This is a genomic window from Burkholderia metallica (assembly GCF_902832845.1).
GTDB lineage: Bacteria > Pseudomonadota > Gammaproteobacteria > Burkholderiales > Burkholderiaceae > Burkholderia > Burkholderia metallica.
In genome coordinates this window covers 419,467-438,813 of sequence record NZ_CADFDB010000006.1, presented here as the reverse complement: position 1 = coordinate 438,813, position 19,347 = coordinate 419,467, and the positions used below count along the sequence as shown (strand labels likewise).

The following is a 19,347-nucleotide window of genomic DNA, read 5'->3' as shown; positions in this document are numbered from 1 at the left end:
CGCCATGAGCAATCCCCCCCTCATTCGACGCATCACCGATATCACGCCGGTCGAGGAGTCGATCCGCAACGGGCACCGCGAGGCGCTCGATCCGCTGCGGGTCGAGCAATGCAAGGAGTGTCCGAAACCCGTGTGGTTTACGGCCTTCTTCGACGGCACGGGCAACAACTACGGCGAGGACGGCAACGGTTCGACGGACGTCGCGAGGACCAAGTACAGCAATATCGCCAAGCTCGCGATGTTTGCCCATGTCCCGTTCAACAAGGCCAATCCGCGCACGATGGGCCGGTACGTCGAGGGCGTCGGCACACCCTGCAGCAAGGTCGGCGATTCGGGCAAGGGTATCGACGGCGCGCTGGGCATGGCGGCCGCGAGCAAGGGCGAGGCGCGCATCCGCTGGATGCTCGGCGAGCTCGAAAAACATGTGGCGAGCCACATGCCGGCCGTGAGCCAGATCAACGTGGCCGCGTTCGGCTTCTCGCGCGGCGCCACGGAGGCGCGGGCGTTCGTCCGCATGCTGACCGAGCAGCTGGCCGAGAACATCGGCGGCCGGCTCTGGTGGAACAAGAAGAACATGAAGGGGATGCGTCCCGAAGTGGTCGTCTACTTCATGGGCATCCTCGATACGGTGGCGTCGACAGGCTTCGGCGGCAGCCGCATGGAGAAGGCGGCCCCCTACATCGTCGGCGGGATCCTGGGGCCGGTATACGGCGGCCTGCTTCACAGCATCGACAAGGGCGGCCACGCGGAATGGGCGAACGACATTCGCATTCCGGACTACGTACGGCAATGCGTTCACTATGTCGCGTCGCATGAAGTCCGCGAGAAATTCCCCGGCGATTCGGTGCGCGAGGACCAGACGCTTCCAGCGAACTGCCGCGAGGTGTATTACCCCGGCATGCACTCGGATGTGGGCGGCGGCTACGAGCGCAACTACCAGGAAGGGCGCACCAACGAACTGGCCAACGTCGCGTTGAACAATCTCTACATCGAGGCGTGGAAGGCCGGCGTGCCGTTTCGCGAGCCGAAGGAGATCGTGGAATCGGCCGGCGGGCTGTTCGCGATTTCCGCTGAGCTGGAGGCGGCCTGGAACGTGTACATGGGGCAGGGCAACGAGCGTCGCGCGGGCGTGGCGTCGAACAGCGACAGGCTCGAGTCGCAGATCATCTGGCACATGAACCGCTACTACCAGTGGCGCGCGAGCCGCAGCCGGCGCCTGCACGACGGCCGGATGAAGCCGCCTGGCGGCGTGGACGCCCACATGGCGATTACCGACCGCGAATGGAACGAAGATGCGGATCTCATCCGTCGCGCCAACGGGGGCGTCCTGACGCGGACCATCTCGGAGCAGTACAAGGCGATCGACGCGGCCACGCGGGTCACCGGCAACTGGCTGGGGGGCATCGATCCGGCGGCGCGCGCGACGTTCGACCGATTCTTCGATCACTACGTGCACGACTCGATCGCGGGCTTCAAGAAACAGATGGAAGACGGTCACGTCGGTTTCGCCGAATCGAGCCGCTGGTCGGTCAACCGTCAGTACTTCATGGGCAAGCGCGGCAAGAAGTTCCTGTTCTGGCGCTACGAGGGCGACAAGGCCGAGCAGGCCGCCACGCAACTCGCGAAGGCCGATCCGGCGAAGCAGTCGGACCCGACGGCGGCCAACGAACCGCAACTGGCCAGCAACCAGCCCGCGGCGATCGGCGGCACGCTGCCCGACGCGACCTCGACGGCCTGACGCCGAACGCGATACCGGTCGCGACCGCGACCGTCTGACCTGACGTCGCGGCAGACAGGATCTGCCGCGACACGCCCCGCCCTACCGCAACTGCACCGCTGCGAGAAACAGCACCATGCTGCCGATCGCGCCATCCAGCACGCGCCATGCCACGGCCTTGCGGAACCACGGCGCCAGCAAGCGTGCGCCATAGCCGAGCCCGAGGAACCACACGACGCTGACCGTCATCGCGCCGATCGCGAACGCGAGCCGCGCGCCTTCCGGCTCGCGTGCGCCGGCCGTGCCGATCAGCAGGAACGTGTCGAGATACACGTGCGGGTTGAGCCACGTGAATGCGAGCGTCATCAGCACGATCGCGAGCGCGCCTTGCGGCGGCGGCGCGACTGCGTCGCCGCGCACGTCGAGCGTGTCGTGGCCCGGCTTGAACGCACGACGCAGCGCGTTGATGCCGAACCACGCGAGATACGCGAGGCCGACGTACAGCACCGCATGGACGAAGGTCGGATAGCGTTCGACGAGCACCGATGCGCCGCCGACGCCCGCGCCGATCAGGATCATGTCGGACACCGCGCACAGCAGCACGATCTTGCCGACGTGCGAGCGCATGATGCCCTGCCGCAGCACGAACGCGTTCTGCGCGCCGATGGTGACGATGAGCGACGCGCACAGTGCGGCGCCGTGGGAAAAAGCGAGCCAGTTCAGCCAGTTCATGATGGGGGACAGCCGTGGAAGCAGTAGACGAATGAATCGGGTAGCGCTAGTCTGCGGTCGGCAGGAAAATAAGAGAAGCTAAATCACCTAATGCAGATTAAGGAAATCTAATGCTCGACTACGCGTTGCTCGATGCCCTCGCGGCCGTGATCCGGCACGGCTCGTTCGAGCGGGCGGCCAAGGAGCTGAATGTCACGCCGTCGGCGGTGTCGCAGCGCGTGAAGCTGCTGGAGGAGCGCGTCGGCAGCGTGCTCGTCAAGCGCGGGCAGCCGTGCGTCGCGACCACGTCGGGCGCGCTGCTGTGCCGGCATACCGAACGCGTGCAGCTGCTGGAAGCCGAACTGGGCGGCCGGATGCCCGCGTTGCCGGGCCAGATCGCGAGCGCGTGGCCGACGTTGCGCGTGGCCGTCAACGACGACAGCGTCGCGACGTGGTTCATCGATGCGGTCGGGCCGTTCTGCACGGAGCGCGAGACGCTGCTCGACCTCGTGATCGACGACCAGGATTACACGGCCTCGCGCATTCGCGACGGCAGCGTGCAGGGCGCGGTGACAGCGCAGGCCGAGCCGATCCAGGGATGCCGGTCCGAGCGGCTCGGGCGGATTCGCTATCGCGCGGTGTGCTCGCCGGCGTTTTACGCGCGTTATTTCGACGCGGGGATCACGCGCGATGCGCTGCGCCGCGCGCCGTGCGTGATGTTCAATCCGAAGGACGGGCTGCAGGCGCGTTTCATCCGGCGGGTGACGCGCGCGGATCTCGATCCGCCGCAGCACTGGATACCGCATGTCGCGGGCTACCTGCGCGCATGCGAAACGGGATTGGGATGGGGGATGTGCCCGGACCGGATGGTCGACCGCCAGCTGGCGGCGGGTGAGCTGATCGACATGTCGCGCGGCCGAACCATCGACATCGATCTTTATTGGCAGAGCTGGCGTCTGTCGATCGGCTGGCTCGACGATTTCAGCGCGGCACTGAAAGCGCGTGCCGCGCTGTTTCTCGATTGATTCGCAGTGCGATGCTGGCGGCGCGCGAGGCGCGCGCCGTGCGGTGTGATCAGAGGTGCTGGAGGCCGTCGAAATCGACGATCTGCACGTGGCGGCCCTGCATTTCGATCAGGCCGCGCTTCTGGAATTTCGACAGCGTGCGACTGACCGTTTCGAGCGTCATGCCGAGATAGCTGCCGATGTCTTCACGGGTCATCCGCAGGTTGAATTCCGACGGCGAGTAGCCGCGTTTCAGGTAGCGCGACGACACGTCGAGCAGGAACGCGGCGACGCGTTCTTCGGCATTCAGCGAACCGAGCAGCATCGTTTGCGACGTTTCACGCACGATCTGTTCGCTCATCAGCTTGTGCATGCGCAACTGCATCGAGCCGGCTTCCGAGCACAGCGCCTTCAGTGCGCTGTACGGAATCACGCAGACCGAGCTGTCTTCCAGCGCGACGGCGGTGCGCGGATGGGTATCGTCGCAGATGCCGTCGAGGCCGAGCGCTTCGCCCGCGAGATGCAGGCCGGTGACCTGTTCGCGGCCGTCGTGGCGCGTGGCGACGGTTTTCAGCGAACCCGAGCGTACCGCGTACAGGTTGTCGAATGCATCGCCTTCGCGAAACAGCGCCTCGCCGCGCTTGACGGGGCGCGCCGCGCAGATGACCGATTCGAGGCGACTGAGCGCTTCGGGCGCCAGGCCCTGCGGCATGCACAGGTGCCGCATCGCGCACGTCGAGCAATGTGCAGCCTGGCGAGGCGCCCAGCTACCGGCATGAGGTGTGGCAGCGGGACGTGTGGCGACGGGCGTCAGCATGATCGTTTACTCCGGCGTTGAATCGACGGAATCATTGTCCCACCGCAACTTGCCGCTGTCGGGTGACAAAACGTCGCGACTGCCCGCGCATGCCGAATGCCGTTCACGCGGCCGGTTCGTCGGCGTTGGCGGCCGCGGGAATCAACAGCACGGGCAGCGTGGCGTGGCGCACGCATTGTTCGGCGATGCTGCCCAGCACGAGACGACGGAAGCCGCGGCGGCCGTGCGTGCCGAGCACGAGCAGATCGGCATCGAATGCTTTCGCGCCGTCGAGGATCAGCGACGACACGTCGTTGAGCGACGTCGCTTCGCTCAGCCGCGTCTCGCCCTTCACGCCCGCGGCCTGCATCAGCGCGGTGAAATCCTTCGCGAGCGCGTTGCCCTGCGTGACGAGTTGATCGCGCAGCACGGACGGATCGTAGCCGGGTACGTTGTAGTAGATCGCGGCGTTCTCGACGACGTAGAACGGCTGCAGCTCGGCGCCGTGCGATTTCGCGAGCGCCAGCGCGGCATCGAACGCGTGGCGGGACGTGTCGCTGCCGTCGACGGCAACCAGAATGCGCTTGTACATAGTGTCTCCGAGTGGCGGGTTGAAACGAAGTCGGCCGAATGGCCGATCAGGCTGGGCAATGCGCGATGCTGCGGGGCAGAGTAAACCAACGGCCGGGACTTTGCAGTGAGGTGCCGGTCGTGATGGGTGGCGCCGCCGCTTGTGCTGTCGCAGCGCGCAGACATGCACGTGGCGCATGCCGCATCGCGTGACGCGTCGCGGGTTGGCGCCGCGGCTGTCGTCCGTAGCGTGGGCGCAAACGCATGCGCGCACGCATCGTCGCGCACGCCGGTCGAATCGACGCGATACGACGCGATACGACGGCTGCAAGGAGGCATCGCCCGCATTGCCATTCAATCGCAACCGCGCCGTGTCGACATGACCTCGATCAACACCCGTGCATCGGTGCGTTTCGCGGCATGCGCGACGCTGCCGCTGCCGCTGCGCGGAAGCGTTCGCTCCTGCATCGCGCAGTTGCCGGTGCAAGATCGGCGCACCGGAGCAGCGCACCCGATCGTCGCCATCGGCTCGCGCCGCATGCCGGTCCGCAAACGAACGATCGATTCAAACGCCGCGCCGGCTATTTCGGGACGGCCGTCAGCTCGAAGATGCGCTCCGGCCGCCGCTGGTGGCCGGGCCAGTACGCGCTGCCGTACATCCGGTGAACCGGGCCGAACAGCGCATCGCCGATCGGCGGCGGCGCGTCGAAGCCTTTCTCGATCACCATGTAGCCGGCGCGCAGTGCGAACGCGGGATGATTGCCGCCGGCGCGGCTGTCGAAACCGGCGAAGCCGTCGGCGGCTTCGGGCATCGCGCCGACGAGCGACGCGTTGCTGCGCGTGATCTCGTCGGGCGAGATCGGCCCGCCGCCGGCGAGGCGCGCCGCCTCGCGGTTCTTGCCGTCGGTATCGACCGTGCTGTCGTGCGTGTCGTCGTTGTCGAGCTCGATGCTGCGCGGGCGCGAACGACCGGTTTGACCGGATGATTCCATCGCGGCTCTCCTCGCGGCGAAGCGTGCCGGATCGAAGCAAATCCCGTTCCGGGCGTGACGGGAAAAGGCGCGCGGGCGATCGCCGCGGTCGCGCGGCGCGCACTGATTTGTCGTGATTTATTTCAGCTAGAAGACGCGTTTTCTACAGAGTATGATTCTTTTCCTGCGAAGCGGCGAGAGGGGATTCGGTCGCGCCGCCTCTGCCCGCGCCGGGGGCCGCAGCACCCCTTAAAGACGGGTAGTGAACAACAAAGCAAGGGACTAGAGGTGGCGGATTCATGCAAGCGACTACTGCCTTCACGCACCGCGGTTATCTGTTGAATTGCGCGCCCGCGCGCGCCAGCGACGGTTCGTTCAAACCCTACGTCGTGATCTCCCGATCGAGCGACGGGGAACTCGTTGCGAACCGTTTTTTTCCGATCGAGCTCCAGTTCCACGACGAAGACGCCGCGATCGCGCACGCGCGCGACTGGGCCGTGCGATGGATCGACGCGAGCAGCATCGCGATGTAACGCCGCCGCACTTGCGCGGCATCGGCCATCCGGCCGATCCCCGGCGTGCCGCTCGCGGACAAAAAACGCGGTAATCTTGCGGAACCCGTCACTTTATTGGCGGCCGTGCGACCGAGCGCGGCCGCTTGCATTGGCATATGTCGACATCACCCGCCCGTCAGTGGGGCCTTGAAGAAATCGTTGCCGGCTTGCGCGAGTCGCGCGAGGAACTCCATCGCACGCGCCATCCGCGCGGCATCCGCGAACTGCCGTCGCGCGATGCGATCTGCAAGATTGTGACCGGCCTGCGCGCGTCGATGTTTCCGACGCACTACGGTGCGCCCGATCTGACCGACGAAAGCGTCGATTTCTATGTCGGCCACACGCTCGAAAGCACGCTGCGCATCCTGTCCGAACAGATCCGCCGCGCGCTGCCGTTCCTGCCCGAGCATGCCGATACGCCGTTCGCCGAACTCGACGAACGCGCGTTCGAAATCGCCCGCGAATTCGGCCGGCAGTTGCCGGCGGTCCGCGCGCTGCTCGTCAGCGACATTCAGGCTGCGTATGCGGGCGATCCGGCCGCGCAGCACATCACCGAGATCCTGCTGTGCTACCCCGGCGTGCTGGCCATGATGCATCACCGGCTCGCGCATGCGCTGCACCAGCTCGGCGTGCCGCTGCTCGCGCGGTTCATCAATGAAATCGCGCACTCGGCCACCGGCATCGACATCCACCCGGGCGCGCAGATCGGCCCGAGCTTCTTCATCGACCACGGCACCGGAGTGGTGATCGGCGAGACGGCGATCATCGGCGAGCGCGTGCGCGTGTACCAGGCCGTCACGCTCGGCGCGAAGAGTTTCCCGGCCGATGGCGAAGGCGCGCTGGTGAAGGGCAATGCACGCCACCCGATCGTCGAGGACGACGTGGTGATCTACGCGGGCGCGACGATTCTCGGCCGCGTGACGATCGGGCGCGGCTCGGTGATCGGCGGCAACGTGTGGCTCACGCACAGCGTGCCGGCCGGCACGAGCGTCGCGCAGGGCAAGGTACGGGAAGGCGGCAGCGCGGAAAAGCCGTAACGCGGCGGCGCGCCCGGTTCGCGCGGGCGCGTGCGTCAGTGCTTGCTGTCGGGCGCGCGGTGCTTGTACAGCACGTCCTGGTCGACGCGGATCAGGTTCTGCCCCGCATCGACGACGAAATCCACGCCGTTGTATGCGTTGCCCGTCAGCATCAGGATCGCGCTCGCGACGTCGTCGGGGCCGGCGATGCGCGCGAGCGGCGTCGATGCGCGGCTCGCGTGCTCGAAGTCGGCCTGCGTCTGGTCGTCGCTCGGCAGCATCAGCCCGGGGAACACCGCGTTCACGCGCAGCACCGGCGCGGACGACAGCGCGAGCATCTGCGTGAGGTTGCCGAGCGCGGCCTTCGCGACCGTATAGCTGAAATGGTCGCGGTGGAAGTTTTCCTTGATCTTCTGGTCGACCACGTTCACGACGACCCCCTGCGTGCCGGCCGCGCGGGCTCGTTCGTAGAACGCTCGCGTGAGCAGGATCGGCGCGCGGCAATTGACGGCCCACGCCTGGTCGAATGCCGCGAGGTCGAAGCTCGGGAAATGGTCCTGCCAGAACACCGACGCGTTGTTGACCAGCACGTCGAGGCGCCCGAAGCGCGCATACACCTGGTCGATCAGCGCGGCGATCTGCGCCGCATCCGACAGGTCGGCCTGCAATGCAGCCGATTCGTGCCCACGCTCGGCGATCGCGCGGGCGGCCGCCTGCGCGGCATCGGCCGAACGGTCGTAATGCACGGCGGTGCGATAGCCGTGCGCGGCGAAATACTCGGCGAACGCGCGCCCGGCCCGGCGCGCGGCGCCGGTCACGAGCACGACGGGCGCGTGCGCCGTTTGCTTCGTCTGCTCCATCAGGTATTCGTCAGGTTGACCGAGGAAGGATTCGCGACGATCGACAGGAATTCGCGTCGCGTCGACGGATCGGTGCGGAACGTGCCGAGCATGCGCGACGTGACCATTTCGACGCCCGGCTTGTGCACGCCGCGCGTCGAGATGCACTGGTGCGCGGCTTCGAGGATCACGCCGACGCCCTTTGGCTGAAGCACGTCGAACAGCGTGTCGGCGATCTGCACGGTCATCTTTTCCTGGATCTGCAGGCGCTTCGCGAACGCGTCGACGAGGCGGGCGAGCTTCGAGATGCCGACCACGCGATGATTCGGCAGATACGCGACGTGCGCGCGGCCGATGATCGGCACCATGTGGTGCTCGCAGTAGCTCTCGAAGCGGATGTCCTTCAGCACGATCATCTCGTCGTAGCCGTCGACCTCGCTGAACGTGCGCGCGAGGATGTCGCGCGGCTCCAGCGCATAGCCGGCGAAGAACTGCTCGTACGCGCGCACGACGCGGGCGGGCGTGTCGAGCAGGCCTTCGCGCGCGGGATCGTCGCCGGCCCAGCGCAACAGCACGCGCACGGCGTCTTCGGCTTCTTCACGGCTCGGCCGGGATGCGGCGGGCTCGGGCCGCGCGGACTTCTTCTTACCCATGTTGTAGTGGCTCCATCGAAGGCCGCGAGCGGCGGCCGATATCCGGGCATTGTTTCATGGTTTCGCGGGGCGTGTGTACGGGCCGCCGCTCATCGTTCGTCACTTCGGCCATTCGTCCTGCTCGTCGTTGAACAGCGACGCGACGACGCCGCGCAGCCACGCGAGGCGCGGGTCGTTGTGGTACTTGCGATGCCAGTGCTGCTTCAGGTCGAAACGCGGCAGCGCGAGCGGCGGCTCGACGGGCACGATGAACGCGTGCTCGGCCGCATACGCATAGCCGATCGCGTGCGGCACCGTCGCGATCAGGTCGGTGCGGCTCAGGATGAACGGCAGGCTCATGAAGTGCGGCGTCTCGAGCACCGCGCGGCGCTGCATGCGCTGCTTCGCCAGGTATTTCTCGAGCACTTCCTGGCTGCGGCCTTCCGCACGCACCACCGCGTGCCCGCACCCGAGGAACTGCTCGACCGTGAACGGCGGCGCCTGCTCGAACGGATGGCCGCGCCGCATCAGGCACACGAACCGGTGCGTGAACAAGCGCTGCTGGAAGAAGTTGTTGCCGTCGAGATCGGGGAAGTAGCCGACCGCGAGATCGATCGACCCGGCTTCGAGGCCGCGGCCGACTTCGTCGTGCGCGAGCGAGACCGAACGCAGGTTCGCGTGCGGCGCGCGCGTCGCGAATGCCTGCAGCAGTTTCGGCAGGAACACGATCTCGCCGACGTCCGACAGCGCGATCGAGAACGTATGCGTGCTCGCGGCCGGGTCGAAGTCGTGCGGCGCGACGAGGCCGCGCTCGATCTGCGCGAGCGCGTCGCGCGCAGCCGGCAGCAGCGCGAGCGCGCGCGGCGTCGGCTCCATCCCGCGCGACGTGCGCACGAACAGCGGATCGCCGAAATAGTCGCGCAGCCGGCCGAGCGCCGTGCTCACGCGCGGCTGGCTCACGCCGAGCAGGTCGCCCGCGCGGCTGACGTTGCGCGTGTCGTCGAGCGCGACGAGGTAGGGAATGAGGTTCAGATCGAGCGCTTCCATCGCCGGGCCAGTATCTTCAAAACGTATACAACATATCTCCTGAATCGCGTTGCCGCATAGTCGGGAAAGCGCTCAAATGTGTTCCATTACTCGAACCAATGTTCAGGAGACGAACAATGCGCACCCAAGTCGCGATCATCGGCGCCGGTCCGTCCGGCCTTCTGCTTTCCCATCTGCTGCGCCTGCAAGGCGTCGATTCGATCCTCGTCGAAGCGCGTTCCCGCGAATACTGCGAGAACCGCATCCGCGCCGGCGTGCTGGAGCAGGGCACCGTCGACACGCTGAACGAAGCCGGCCTCGGCGACCGGATGCGCCGGGAAGGGCTCGAACACCACGGCATCGAGCTGCTGTTCTCGGGCCAGCGCCATCGCATCGATCTGTCCGCGCTGACCGGCGGGCGCGCGATCACCGTCTACAGCCAGCACGAAGTGGTGCGCGACCTGATCGCGGCCGGCGTCGAGCATGGCCACGCGATGCATTTCGAAGTGAGCGACGTGGCGCTGCACGATGTCGAAAGCGAGCACCCGTTCGTCACGTTCAAGCACGCCGACGGCCGCGAAGACCGCATCGACTGCGACTACATCGCCGGCTGCGACGGTTTCCACGGCATCGCGCGCCAGACGATTCCCGCCGAGCGGCTGAACACGTTCGAGCGCGTCTATCCGTTCGCATGGCTCGGCATCCTCGCCGACGCCGCGCCGTCGCTCGACGAACTCGTGTACGCGCATCACGACAACGGCTTCGCGCTGTTCTCGATGCGCTCGCCGACGGTCACGCGCCTGTATCTGCAGTGCAAGCCCGACGAGGATCTCGCCGAATGGTCCGACGCACGGATCTGGGACGAACTGCACACGCGCTTTTCGAACGACACCGGCTGGACGCCGACAGAGGGCCGGATCACGCAGAAGAGCGTGACGCCGATGCGCAGCTTCGTGTCCGAGACGATGCAGCATGGCCGCCTGTTCCTCGCCGGCGACGCCGCGCACATCGTGCCGCCGACCGGCGCGAAGGGGATGAACCTCGCGGTGGCCGACGTCCGCGCGCTGTCCCGTGCGCTCGGCGCGCGCTATCGCACCGGCGATACGGCGCCGCTCGACGCGTATTCGGCAACCTGCCTCGAACGCGTGTGGCGCGCCGAGCACTTCTCGTACTTCATGACGAACATGCTCCATGCGTCGCCGGACGACTCGCCGTTCGTCAATCGCCTGAAGTTTGCCGAGCTGAAATACGTGACGCGCTCGCGGGCCGCCGCGCAGTCGCTCGCCGAAAACTACGTCGGGCTGCCGTTCGACGACGCGACGCCCCCCGAGGCAACCCGCCTTGACAACGCGCTGTGCGCGACTCTATGATCGGCCATCGTTCGCTAATCGAATCTAGGTTCGAATAGCGAACAAAACCGGAGTCGACATCGGCCCCGGCGCGGCACGCGGCACGCGCGTGTCCCCTCGACAGGCCGCGCATCGAGCCGCGGGTTCGTATCAGGAAGAGACATGGTCAACAAGATTTTCGAATCGCTTCAGTCGGCGGTGGCCGACATCCACGACGGCGCGACAATCATGATCGGCGGCTTCGGCACGGCGGGCATGCCGTCCGAGCTGATCGACGCGCTGATCGAACAGGGCGCGCGCGACCTGACGATCGTCAACAACAACGCGGGCAACGGCGAAACCGGCCTCGCGGCGCTGCTGAAGGCGAAGCAGGTGCGCAAGATCATCTGCTCGTTCCCGCGCCAGAGCGATTCGCAGGTGTTCGACGGGCTGTACCGGGCGGGCGAGATCGAGCTGGAACTGGTGCCGCAGGGCAACCTCGCGGAGCGCATCCGTGCGGCGGGTGCCGGCATCGGCGGCTTCTTCACGCCGACCGGCTACGGCACCAAGCTCGCGGAAGGCAAGGAAACGCGCGTGATCGACGGCAAGCCCTACGTGTTCGAGACGCCGATCCACGCCGATTTCGCGCTCGTGAAGGCGTACAAGGGCGATCGCTGGGGCAACCTCGTGTATCGCAAGACCGCGCGCAACTTCGGGCCGATCATGGCCAGCGCCGCGAAGGTCGCGATCGTGCAGGTGTCGGAAGTCGTGCCGCTCGGCGCGCTGAACCCGGAACACATCGTGACGCCGGGCATTTTCGTGCAGCGCATCGTCGAGGTGCCGCAGGCCGCGCACGCGGCCGAGCTGGCTGCCGAACACGCTACGTCCCACGCCGCCTGACCGCCCGAGGAGCATCCAAATGAAACGACTGACCCGCGATGAAATGGCCAAGCGCGTCGCCCAGGACATCCCCGAAGGCGCGTACGTGAACCTCGGCATCGGCGTGCCGACGCTGGTGGCGAACCACCTCGATCAAACCAAGGAAATCTTCCTGCACAGCGAGAACGGCCTGCTCGGCATGGGCCCCGCGCCCGCGCCCGGCGAGGAAGACGACGAACTGATCAACGCCGGCAAGCAGCACGTGACGCTGCTCACCGGCGGCGCGTATTTCCACCATGCGGATTCGTTCGCGATGATGCGCGGCGGCCACCTCGATTACTGCGTGCTCGGCGCATTCCAGGTGTCGACGAGCGGCGACCTCGCGAACTGGCATACGGGCGCGCCCGACGCGATTCCGGCGGTGGGCGGCGCGATGGATCTCGCGATCGGCGCGAAGCAGGTGTTCGTGATGATGGAGCACCTGACGAAGCAGGGCGAGAGCAAGATCGTCGCGCAGTGCTCGTATCCGGTCACCGGCGTGCAATGCGTGAGCCGTATCTATACCGATCTCGCGGTGCTCGACGTGACGGCCGACGGCCTCGCGGTGAGCGAGATCTTCACCGACCTGTCGTTCGACGAACTTCAGAAGCTGACCGGCGTGCCGCTGATCGACGCGACGCGCAAGGCCGCCGCCTGAACCGCCGGCGTGCCGGCGCGTGCGCTCGCGCGCATCCCGGCACGCTTGGGTGGACAATAGGCGCACGCCGTTTCCCCAATCAGATGCCATGCTCGAAGACAGCGCCCGCCTGACCTCCCTCATCTGCGGCACCGAGCCGCTCAACCGGATCTGGTCGCCCCGCGCGACGATCCAGCGGATGCTCGACGTCGAGGCCGCGCTCGCGCGCGCGCTCGCCGCGCATCAGGTGATTCCCGCCGCCGCGGTCGCGCCGATCGAGCGCGCGTGCGACGCCGGCCGGCTCGACGCCGATGCGCTCGCGCACGGTGCGGCGCTCGGCGGCAATCTCGCGATTCCGCTCGTCAAGCAGCTGACCGCGCAGGTGAAGGCCGACGACCCGGAGGCCGCGAAGTTCGTCCACTGGGGCGCGACGAGCCAGGACATCATCGATACGGCCACCGTGCTGCAGCTGCGTGACACGCTCGACGTGCTCGAACCGATGCTCGACGAAGCCTGCGCGTCGCTCGCGGCGCTTGCGCGCACGCATCGCGCGACGCCGATGATCGGCCGCACGTGGCTGCAGCAGGCGCTGCCGATCACGCTCGGCCTCAAATTCGCGCAATGGCTCGATGCGCTGCTGCGCCATCGCGCGCGCTTCGCCGAATTGCGCGCGCGTGCGCTCGTGCTGCAGTTCGGCGGCGCGGCCGGCACGCTCGCGAGCCTGCGCGAGCAGGCGGCCGGCGTCACCGCCGCGCTCGCGGCGGACCTGCAACTCGCGGCGCCGGCCGTGCCGTGGCACACGCAGCGCGACCGCATCGCGGAAGCCGCGTCGTGCTTCGGGATGCTGACGGGTACGCTCGGCAAGATCGCGCGCGACGTGTCGCTGCAGATGCAGACCGAAGTCGGCGAGCTCGGCGAGCCGGCTGCCGCCGGCAAGGGCGGCTCGTCGACGATGCCGCACAAGCGCAATCCGGTCGGCTGCGCGGCGGTGCTCACTGCCGCGGTTCGTGCGCCGAGCCTCGTCGCGACCGTATTCGCCGGCATGGTCCAGGAACATGAGCGCGCACTCGGCGGCTGGCAGGCCGAATGGGATGCGCTGCCCGACCTCGCGCGCCTGACCGGCGGCGCGCTCGCGCAGATCGCGCAGATCGTCGCGGGCCTCGACGTCAACACCGAACGCCTCGCCGCGAACCTCGGCCTGACGCGCGGGCTGATTCTCGGCGAAGCGGTGATGCTCGCGCTCGGCGACAAGATCGGCCGGCTCGATGCCCATCACGTCGTCGAACATGCGTCGAAGGAAGCCGTGCGCACGGGCGCGACGCTGTTCGACGTGCTCGCGGCCGATCCGACCGTGACCGCACACCTGTCGCGCGACGCGCTCGCGCGGCTGCTCGATCCCGCTCATTACGTCGGCGAGGCGCAGGCCTACGTCGACGCCGTGCTCGCGCTGCATGCGGGCGCGCAATAACCAGGAGAACATCGATGCCTTTCGCCACTGTCAACGGCGTGAAACTGCATTACCGGATCGACCGGGCCGCGCGCGACGATGCGCCGTGGCTCGTCTTCTCGAACTCGCTCGGCGCCGACCTGCAGATGTGGGCGCCGCAGATTCGTCCGCTCACGCAGCACTTCAACATCCTGCGCTACGACACGCGCGGCCACGGCCATTCCGACGCGCCGGCCGGTTCGTACACGATCGACCAGCTTGCCGGCGACGTGATCGGCCTGCTCGACCACGTCGGCATCGAGCGCGCGCATTTCTGCGGGATCTCGATGGGTGGGCTGACGGGCGCCGCGCTCGCCGCACGCTTCCCGTCGCGCATCGTGCGCGCCGTGCTGTCGAATACCGCCGCGAAGATCGGCTCGCCCGAAGTGTGGGCGCCGCGCGCGCAAAGGGCGCGCGCCGAAGGGATGGCCGCGCTCGCCGACGCCGTGCTGCCGCGCTGGTTCACCGACGCGTTCGTCGAGCGCGAGCCGCGCCTGTTCGACGCGATCCGCGACACCTTCGTGCACACCGACAAGGACGGCTATGCGGCGAACTGCGACGCGTTGAATGCCGCCGACCTGCGCGAAGAAGTGAAAGGCATCGCGCTGCCGGTGCTCGTCGTGACCGGCGCGACGGACATGTCGACGCCGCCCGACCAGGGCCGCGCGCTCGCCGCCGCGATTCCGGGTGCGCAGCACGTCGAATTCGACGCCGCGCATATTTCGAACATCGAGTGCACCGACGGCTTCAACCGCGCGCTGCTCGATTTCCTGAACGCGTGAGGTAACGGCAATGGACGACCAGGAACGTTACGAAGCAGGGATGAAGGTGCGCCGCGCGGTGCTCGGCGACGCGCATGTCGACCGTTCGATCGAGAATCGCACCGAGGTGACCGACGAATTCCAGAACCTGATCACGCGCTATGCATGGGGCGAGATCTGGACGCGCGACGGCCTGCCGCGCCATACGCGCAGCCTGCTGACCATCGCGATGATGGTAGCGCTGAACCGTGGCGAGGAACTGGCGCTGCATCTGCGCGCCGCACGCAACAACGGCGTGACGCGCGACGAGATCAAGGAAGTGCTGCTGCAGACCGCGATCTATTGCGGCGTGCCGGCCGCGAACTCCGCGTTCCATCTCGCGGACAAAATCTTCAAGGAGCAGGATGCGGCCGGTTGAGTGCCGGGCGTAGACCGATCCCGATTCGAGGCCCGCTGACGGTTGGCGGGCCGTCGATATCGAATGATCGTGCCGGCAGCGTATCGGCGCGTGAACAGAAGAAAGGCGCGGCTGGGAGGCCGCGCTTCTTGCATCTATATCGGTGTTGCATGGGACTGGCGTAACAACGCCGGCCGACAAGGAGACTAGCGATGAATCGCACACCCGTGGTCGATGTCCAGACCTTCATCAACGAGCAGCCGTTCGGCGGTTTTCAATGGCTCGTGTTCCTCATGTGTTTCGTGATCGTGCTGCTCGACGGCTTCGATACGGCCGCGATCGGCTTCATCGCGCCGTCGCTGCTCGGTGAATGGAACCTCACCAAGCCCGATCTCGCGCCGGTGCTGAGCGCCGCGCTGTTCGGCCTCGCGTGCGGCGCGCTCGTGTCGGGGCCGCTGTCCGACAAGCTCGGGCGCCGCTCGCTGCTGCTCGGCTCGGTATTCCTGTTCGGCATCGCGTGCCTGATGTCCGCGTTTTCGACGACCATCGGACACCTGACGATCCTGCGCTTCGTCACCGGCGTCGGGCTGGGCGCGGCGATGCCGAACGCGGTCACGATGATGGGCGAGTTCTGCCCGGACAAGCGCCGCGCGACCGTGATCAACCTGATGTTCTGCGGCTTCCCGCTCGGCGCCGCGTTCGGCGGTTTCCTCGCCGCATGGATGATTCCGCATTTCGGCTGGCGCAGCGTGCTGATCCTCGGCGGCGTGACGCCGCTGCTGCTCGGCGTGCTGTTGCTGCTGAAGATGCCGGAATCGGTGCGCTTCATGGTCGCCAACGGTCACGCCGTCGACAAGGTCCGCGCGACGCTCGCGCGCATCTCGCGCGATGCGCTGAACGCAGGCTCGTTCGCGATGACCGAAGCCGCGCCGCAGACCGGTAGCAAGGGCCTCGGCGTCGTGCTGTCGCGCCCGTACATCGTCGGCTCGGTGATGCTGTGGATCGCTTACTTCATGGGGCTCGTGATCTTCTACGCATCGATCAACTGGATGCCGATCCTGCTGAAAGATGCCGGCCTGGCGCCGAAGAGCGCGACGCTGATCTCCGCGCTGTTCCCGCTCGGCGGCGTGGGCGCGGTGCTGTGCGGCGTGCTGATGGACCGCTTCAACGCGAACCGCGTGATCGCCGTGTGCTACGCGCTGACGGCAGTGAGCGTCTATGCGATCGGGCAGGCGGCCGGCAACGTCGGGCTGCTCGTGCTGGTCGTGTTCGTGGCCGGCGTGTTGATGAACACCGCGCAATCGTCGATGCCGGCGCTCGCCGCTGCGTTCTATCCGACCGAAGGGCGCGGCACCGGTGTCGCATGGATGCTCGGCGTCGGCCGATTCGGCGGGATTGCGGGATCGTTCCTCGTCGCCGAGCTGACGCGCCGGCATTTCACGTTCGCCGGTGTGTTCGCGACGATTGCCGTCGCGGGCCTGCTCGCGTGTGTCGCGCTGCTGATCAAGCAGATGGCGCGCCCGCATGGCGTGGCGCAGCCGGCAGGCAAGATCGAATCGCTCGGGCATTGAGCGAACGCGGGCCGGTGTGACGCGCCGGCCCGCCGATGCGGCGGCCGTTGGCTGCCGCTATTCCTCCGCGTCGTGTTCCTTCACGAAGTTGCGCAGATACGCGCGCAGCGCGGCCTCCCGGCTGCGATGATCGGCGAGGTTCGCGGCGCCCATGTCCTCCTCGTCGCCGAACATCGTCGGCGGCGCGCAGTAGACGCCGATCTCGATGTCCTCGCGCAGCACGCGAATCTCGTGCGTGAGCGGGTGATACTCGGCAATCCAGTGCATGCCCTCGATGTGTTCGCCGGCCCTCAGCTGTGGCTTCATCGGTACTCTCCCGGCAGCGGCGGCGCAACCGGGGAAGCGGTTGCGTGCGCCCATGCCGAAAGGGTACGCCTGCGTCGGATGAATCTCAACGGGCGCGCGGTGAGCGCTCACTGCGGCAGCAGGTGCGCGACGAGCGGGTAGAGCGACAGGATCAGCAGCACGGCCATCGTCACGTTGAAGATGCGCAGCGCGCGCGGATTCGACAGGAAGCGGCGCAGGCCGAGCCCGAACGCGGCCCACAGGCAGATACACGGGAAACCGATCAGGATGAACACGACCGCCATCCATGCGGCGTTCATCCCGTAGTCGGCGGACAGGCGGATCGTCGTCGCGGCCGTCAGCACCATCATCCAGGCTTTCGGGTTGACCCACTGGAACGCGGCGGCTTCGGTGAACGTCATCGGCCGCGGCTTGGCGCCGTGCGCCTTCACTTCGCCCGACGTGCCGATGCGCCACGCGAGATACAGCAGGTACACCACGCTCGCGGCTTCGAGGATCGTATACAGCAGGGGCAGGCGCTTGAACGCTTCGCCGAGGCCGAAACCGACGCAGAGCATCAGGATCGCGACGCCGATGCTGATGCCGAACAGATGCGGCATCGTGCGGCGGAAACCGAAATTGACGCCGGAGGCGAGCAGCATCGTGTTGTTCGGGCCGGGCGTGATCGACGTGACGAGCGCGAAAAGCATGCCGGCGGGCAGCGCGCTGAGTGTGAGGAATTCCATCGCGAAGGCTCCATTCGTGTTCGAGGCTGGGATGGAATCAGTGTAGCGACGGTTTTCTGTACAGTACCGGTACGGTTTGATGGATGGATGCCGGTACGGGGCGTTCGAGGAGCGCTATCGGGACGCTCATGCGGTCGAGCTGGTGAGCGGAGGCTGGCTTGACGAAGTGATTCGGACAATGTCGCCGGATTGTCGGCGCGCTCATGTGAACTCGTTGCATGGGCAGGGCATTGCCGCCCTGGCGAACGGATTGAGTGTCGATGCATATGCCGACGACGGCACCATTGAGGCGGTATCGCATATCAGGGCGCCGATCTTCGGTGTGCAGTGGCATCCTGAGTGGTATGTGCGGGATAGCGTGCTGAACCGTGCGGTCTGGGCACGGTTCGGTCGCGAATGTGCAGCTTATTTTCGCCGTCGATTCGACGCCCGGTCCTGTCGGGACACGCCGACGCGGGCGGGCAACATTCCCAAAGACGACTTTTCTGGGAATATCGGAGGCCACGGACATCTTTTCTGAGACGAAGGGCAGGCAGGCTTCTCAAAAAAGATGTCCGAGCCCTTGATCTCTCTAGGGGGCCAAAGACACCTTTTCTGAGAGCCCACAAGTGTGTGGTCTCTCAGGAAGATGGGTTCTGCCGCACTACCCGCGCTTCCGAACCCGCGCCTTCGCGCACTTGAACCACAGCCGTACCGCACCGACACCGCCCGCGACCGGAATCCGCGGCAACAGGAATCGGTCGTCGTATGCATCGGCGCAACCGCGCCGGGTCGTCGTCGCGTTGCCGTAACCGGCGGCGGCGACCTGGTCGCGCACGCGCGGGTCCAGATCGCCATACGGGTAGCAAAACGATTCGACGTGCTCGCCGCTCAACGCCTCGAGCCGTTGCTTCGATTCGACGATCTGCACCTCCGACACATGCGCCGGCACGTGCGACAGCGCGACGTGGTCGAGCGTATGCGAGCCGATTTCGTGGCCGTGATCGCGCCACGCGAGCATGTCCGCATGCGTCATGAGCGGCGCGCGCGCGGTATCGGCGCCCGCATCCCAGTCGTTCTCGCCGCCGAACCGGCCGGCGACGAAGTAGCAGGTCGCGGTGAAGCCGAGCGCGTCCAGCACGGGCATCGCGTGCGTCAGCACGTTGAGAAAGCCGTCGTCGAAAGACATGCCGAAGACTTTCCCGCTGCGCTCGCCGCGCAGGTACGGCTGCAGTTCGCGCACGCTCAGGCCGCGGTAGCCGAGCCGCCTGAACAGCGTCATCTGGCGGCGGAATGCGTCGGGCGCGACGCTCAGGCCGCGCAACCGGTCGGACGGCGGCGGCAGCGTGCGGATCTGGTGATACATCAGGATCGAGTAGCGCGTGGCGTGCAGCATGAGCGGA

The 19,347-nt window shown here is 66.9% G+C and carries 22 protein-coding genes; 12 read left to right on the top strand and 10 right to left on the bottom strand.

All coding sequences use genetic code 11. The features are described 5' to 3' along the window. The first annotated feature begins 4 nt into the window (after window positions 1-4). A complete protein-coding gene (locus HWX08_RS19600; RefSeq protein ID WP_174920092.1) occupies window positions 5-1,738 on the top strand; it encodes a T6SS phospholipase effector Tle1-like catalytic domain-containing protein in 1,734 nt (577 codons plus the stop codon). An 81-nt stretch (window positions 1,739-1,819) separates the two neighbouring features. Here HWX08_RS19600 and HWX08_RS19595 read toward each other — a convergent pair whose 3' ends face one another. After that, the gene (locus HWX08_RS19595; RefSeq protein WP_011548718.1) at window positions 1,820-2,440 is read right to left on the bottom strand and encodes a LysE/ArgO family amino acid transporter; all 621 of its coding nucleotides are present in this window, start codon (window positions 2,438-2,440) and stop codon (window positions 1,820-1,822) included. Between the two features lie 119 nt (window positions 2,441-2,559). Here HWX08_RS19595 and HWX08_RS19590 point away from each other — a divergent pair, with 119 nt between their 5' ends. Continuing rightward, window positions 2,560-3,453: a LysR family transcriptional regulator ArgP gene (locus HWX08_RS19590; RefSeq protein WP_006480142.1), complete on the top strand. Its 894-nt coding sequence runs from the start codon at window positions 2,560-2,562 to the stop codon at window positions 3,451-3,453. 49 nt (window positions 3,454-3,502) lie between these two features. Here HWX08_RS19590 and fnr read toward each other — a convergent pair whose 3' ends face one another. From fnr to HWX08_RS19575, 3 genes are all read right to left on the bottom strand, one after another. Continuing rightward, window positions 3,503-4,249 (bottom strand): fumarate/nitrate reduction transcriptional regulator Fnr, encoded by a 747-nt coding sequence (fnr, locus tag HWX08_RS19585; protein WP_107310637.1) that lies wholly within the window; start codon window positions 4,247-4,249, stop codon window positions 3,503-3,505. A 103-nt stretch (window positions 4,250-4,352) separates the two neighbouring features. After that, window positions 4,353-4,820, bottom strand: a complete 468-nt coding sequence (locus HWX08_RS19580) for a universal stress protein (protein ID WP_069258880.1) — start codon at window positions 4,818-4,820, stop codon at window positions 4,353-4,355. 559 nt (window positions 4,821-5,379) lie between these two features. Beyond that, on the bottom strand, window positions 5,380-5,790 hold the full coding sequence (locus HWX08_RS19575) for a DUF3005 domain-containing protein (protein WP_069258882.1): 411 nt from the start codon (window positions 5,788-5,790) through the stop codon (window positions 5,380-5,382). Between the two features lie 278 nt (window positions 5,791-6,068). On the opposite strand from HWX08_RS19575, the gene HWX08_RS19570 reads away from it, so the two are divergent. Together HWX08_RS19570 and epsC are read left to right on the top strand one after the other, a co-directional pair. Continuing rightward, on the top strand, window positions 6,069-6,302 hold the full coding sequence (locus HWX08_RS19570) for a hypothetical protein (protein ID WP_069258883.1): 234 nt from the start codon (window positions 6,069-6,071) through the stop codon (window positions 6,300-6,302). A gap of 137 nt (window positions 6,303-6,439) precedes the next feature. Then, window positions 6,440-7,360 carry a serine O-acetyltransferase EpsC gene (gene epsC, locus HWX08_RS19565; RefSeq protein WP_069258884.1) on the top strand — a complete coding sequence of 307 codons (921 nt, stop codon included), beginning with the start codon at window positions 6,440-6,442 and terminating at the stop codon, window positions 7,358-7,360. 35 nt (window positions 7,361-7,395) lie between these two features. Here epsC and HWX08_RS19560 read toward each other — a convergent pair whose 3' ends face one another. From HWX08_RS19560 to HWX08_RS19550, 3 genes are all read right to left on the bottom strand, one after another. Continuing rightward, window positions 7,396-8,199, bottom strand: coding sequence for an SDR family oxidoreductase (locus tag HWX08_RS19560; RefSeq protein WP_069258885.1), 804 nt, complete (start codon window positions 8,197-8,199; stop codon window positions 7,396-7,398). Beyond that, complete coding sequence (gene folE / locus HWX08_RS19555; protein ID WP_069258886.1) at window positions 8,199-8,831, bottom strand: GTP cyclohydrolase I FolE; 633 nt, start codon at window positions 8,829-8,831, stop codon at window positions 8,199-8,201. Before folE ends, HWX08_RS19560 begins: the two co-directional genes overlap by 1 nt. 99 nt (window positions 8,832-8,930) lie before the next feature. After that, entirely contained in the window at window positions 8,931-9,857 is a 927-nt protein-coding gene (locus tag HWX08_RS19550; RefSeq protein WP_174920094.1) for a LysR family transcriptional regulator, read from the bottom strand. A 116-nt stretch (window positions 9,858-9,973) separates the two neighbouring features. Between HWX08_RS19550 and pobA the strand changes: the two genes are divergently transcribed. From pobA to HWX08_RS19515, 7 genes are all read left to right on the top strand, one after another. Further along, window positions 9,974-11,206 (top strand): 4-hydroxybenzoate 3-monooxygenase, encoded by a 1,233-nt coding sequence (gene pobA / locus HWX08_RS19545; protein ID WP_069258888.1) that lies wholly within the window; start codon window positions 9,974-9,976, stop codon window positions 11,204-11,206. Window positions 11,207-11,347: 141 nt separating this feature from the next. Further along, entirely contained in the window at window positions 11,348-12,064 is a 717-nt protein-coding gene (locus tag HWX08_RS19540) for a 3-oxoacid CoA-transferase subunit A (protein ID WP_069258889.1), read from the top strand. Between the two features lie 19 nt (window positions 12,065-12,083). Then, on the top strand, window positions 12,084-12,740 hold the full coding sequence (locus HWX08_RS19535; RefSeq protein WP_069258890.1) for a CoA transferase subunit B: 657 nt from the start codon (window positions 12,084-12,086) through the stop codon (window positions 12,738-12,740). Between the two features lie 88 nt (window positions 12,741-12,828). After that, complete coding sequence (locus HWX08_RS19530; protein WP_069258891.1) at window positions 12,829-14,187, top strand: 3-carboxy-cis,cis-muconate cycloisomerase; 1,359 nt, start codon at window positions 12,829-12,831, stop codon at window positions 14,185-14,187. 14 nt (window positions 14,188-14,201) lie between these two features. Beyond that, window positions 14,202-14,987, top strand: coding sequence for a 3-oxoadipate enol-lactonase (gene pcaD / locus HWX08_RS19525; RefSeq protein WP_174920096.1), 786 nt, complete (start codon window positions 14,202-14,204; stop codon window positions 14,985-14,987). Between the two features lie 10 nt (window positions 14,988-14,997). Then, window positions 14,998-15,384: a 4-carboxymuconolactone decarboxylase gene (gene pcaC, locus HWX08_RS19520; protein WP_006480129.1), complete on the top strand. Its 387-nt coding sequence runs from the start codon at window positions 14,998-15,000 to the stop codon at window positions 15,382-15,384. A gap of 191 nt (window positions 15,385-15,575) precedes the next feature. Continuing rightward, window positions 15,576-16,934 (top strand): MFS transporter, encoded by a 1,359-nt coding sequence (locus HWX08_RS19515; protein WP_069258893.1) that lies wholly within the window; start codon window positions 15,576-15,578, stop codon window positions 16,932-16,934. A 57-nt stretch (window positions 16,935-16,991) separates the two neighbouring features. Here the strand turns inward: HWX08_RS19515 and HWX08_RS19510 are convergent, their stop codons facing one another. Beyond that, window positions 16,992-17,240 carry a hypothetical protein gene (locus tag HWX08_RS19510; RefSeq protein ID WP_069258894.1) on the bottom strand — a complete coding sequence of 83 codons (249 nt, stop codon included), beginning with the start codon at window positions 17,238-17,240 and terminating at the stop codon, window positions 16,992-16,994. A 107-nt stretch (window positions 17,241-17,347) separates the two neighbouring features. Next, window positions 17,348-17,965 carry a LysE family translocator gene (locus tag HWX08_RS19505; protein WP_069258895.1) on the bottom strand — a complete coding sequence of 206 codons (618 nt, stop codon included), beginning with the start codon at window positions 17,963-17,965 and terminating at the stop codon, window positions 17,348-17,350. A 79-nt stretch (window positions 17,966-18,044) separates the two neighbouring features. Here HWX08_RS19505 and HWX08_RS19500 point away from each other — a divergent pair, with 79 nt between their 5' ends. Further along, complete coding sequence (locus HWX08_RS19500; RefSeq protein ID WP_174920098.1) at window positions 18,045-18,485, top strand: gamma-glutamyl-gamma-aminobutyrate hydrolase family protein; 441 nt, start codon at window positions 18,045-18,047, stop codon at window positions 18,483-18,485. 123 nt (window positions 18,486-18,608) lie between these two features. Here the strand turns inward: HWX08_RS19500 and HWX08_RS19495 are convergent, their stop codons facing one another. Then, a complete protein-coding gene (locus HWX08_RS19495) occupies window positions 18,609-19,340 on the bottom strand; it encodes a polysaccharide deacetylase family protein (protein ID WP_174920100.1) in 732 nt (243 codons plus the stop codon). Window positions 19,341-19,347: the final 7 nt, after the last annotated feature.

Bases quoted from the DNA above. Each gene is read 5' to 3' on its own strand.
- fnr (WP_107310637.1), bottom strand. From the start codon at position 4,249: ATGCTGACGCCCGTCGCCACACGTCCCGCTGCCACACCTCATGCCGGT.
- HWX08_RS19510 (WP_069258894.1), bottom strand. From the start codon at position 17,240: ATGAAGCCACAGCTGAGGGCCGGCGAACACATCGAGGGCATGCACTGG.
- HWX08_RS19535 (WP_069258890.1), top strand. From the start codon at position 12,084: ATGAAACGACTGACCCGCGATGAAATGGCCAAGCGCGTCGCCCAGGAC.
- HWX08_RS19560 (WP_069258885.1), bottom strand. From the start codon at position 8,199: ATGGAGCAGACGAAGCAAACGGCGCACGCGCCCGTCGTGCTCGTGACC.
- HWX08_RS19550 (WP_174920094.1), bottom strand. From the start codon at position 9,857: ATGGAAGCGCTCGATCTGAACCTCATTCCCTACCTCGTCGCGCTCGAC.
- HWX08_RS19500 (WP_174920098.1), top strand. From the start codon at position 18,045: ATGGATGGATGCCGGTACGGGGCGTTCGAGGAGCGCTATCGGGACGCT.
- folE (WP_069258886.1), bottom strand. From the start codon at position 8,831: ATGGGTAAGAAGAAGTCCGCGCGGCCCGAGCCCGCCGCATCCCGGCCG.
- epsC (WP_069258884.1), top strand. From the start codon at position 6,440: ATGTCGACATCACCCGCCCGTCAGTGGGGCCTTGAAGAAATCGTTGCC.
- HWX08_RS19575 (WP_069258882.1), bottom strand. From the start codon at position 5,790: ATGGAATCATCCGGTCAAACCGGTCGTTCGCGCCCGCGCAGCATCGAG.
- HWX08_RS19530 (WP_069258891.1), top strand. From the start codon at position 12,829: ATGCTCGAAGACAGCGCCCGCCTGACCTCCCTCATCTGCGGCACCGAG.
- HWX08_RS19600 (WP_174920092.1), top strand. From the start codon at position 5: ATGAGCAATCCCCCCCTCATTCGACGCATCACCGATATCACGCCGGTC.
- pcaD (WP_174920096.1), top strand. From the start codon at position 14,202: ATGCCTTTCGCCACTGTCAACGGCGTGAAACTGCATTACCGGATCGAC.
- HWX08_RS19590 (WP_006480142.1), top strand. From the start codon at position 2,560: ATGCTCGACTACGCGTTGCTCGATGCCCTCGCGGCCGTGATCCGGCAC.
- HWX08_RS19540 (WP_069258889.1), top strand. From the start codon at position 11,348: ATGGTCAACAAGATTTTCGAATCGCTTCAGTCGGCGGTGGCCGACATC.
- HWX08_RS19580 (WP_069258880.1), bottom strand. From the start codon at position 4,820: ATGTACAAGCGCATTCTGGTTGCCGTCGACGGCAGCGACACGTCCCGC.
- HWX08_RS19570 (WP_069258883.1), top strand. From the start codon at position 6,069: ATGCAAGCGACTACTGCCTTCACGCACCGCGGTTATCTGTTGAATTGC.
- pcaC (WP_006480129.1), top strand. From the start codon at position 14,998: ATGGACGACCAGGAACGTTACGAAGCAGGGATGAAGGTGCGCCGCGCG.
- HWX08_RS19505 (WP_069258895.1), bottom strand. From the start codon at position 17,965: ATGGAATTCCTCACACTCAGCGCGCTGCCCGCCGGCATGCTTTTCGCG.
- HWX08_RS19495 (WP_174920100.1), bottom strand. From the start codon at position 19,340: ATGCTGCACGCCACGCGCTACTCGATCCTGATGTATCACCAGATCCGC.
- pobA (WP_069258888.1), top strand. From the start codon at position 9,974: ATGCGCACCCAAGTCGCGATCATCGGCGCCGGTCCGTCCGGCCTTCTG.
- HWX08_RS19515 (WP_069258893.1), top strand. From the start codon at position 15,576: ATGAATCGCACACCCGTGGTCGATGTCCAGACCTTCATCAACGAGCAG.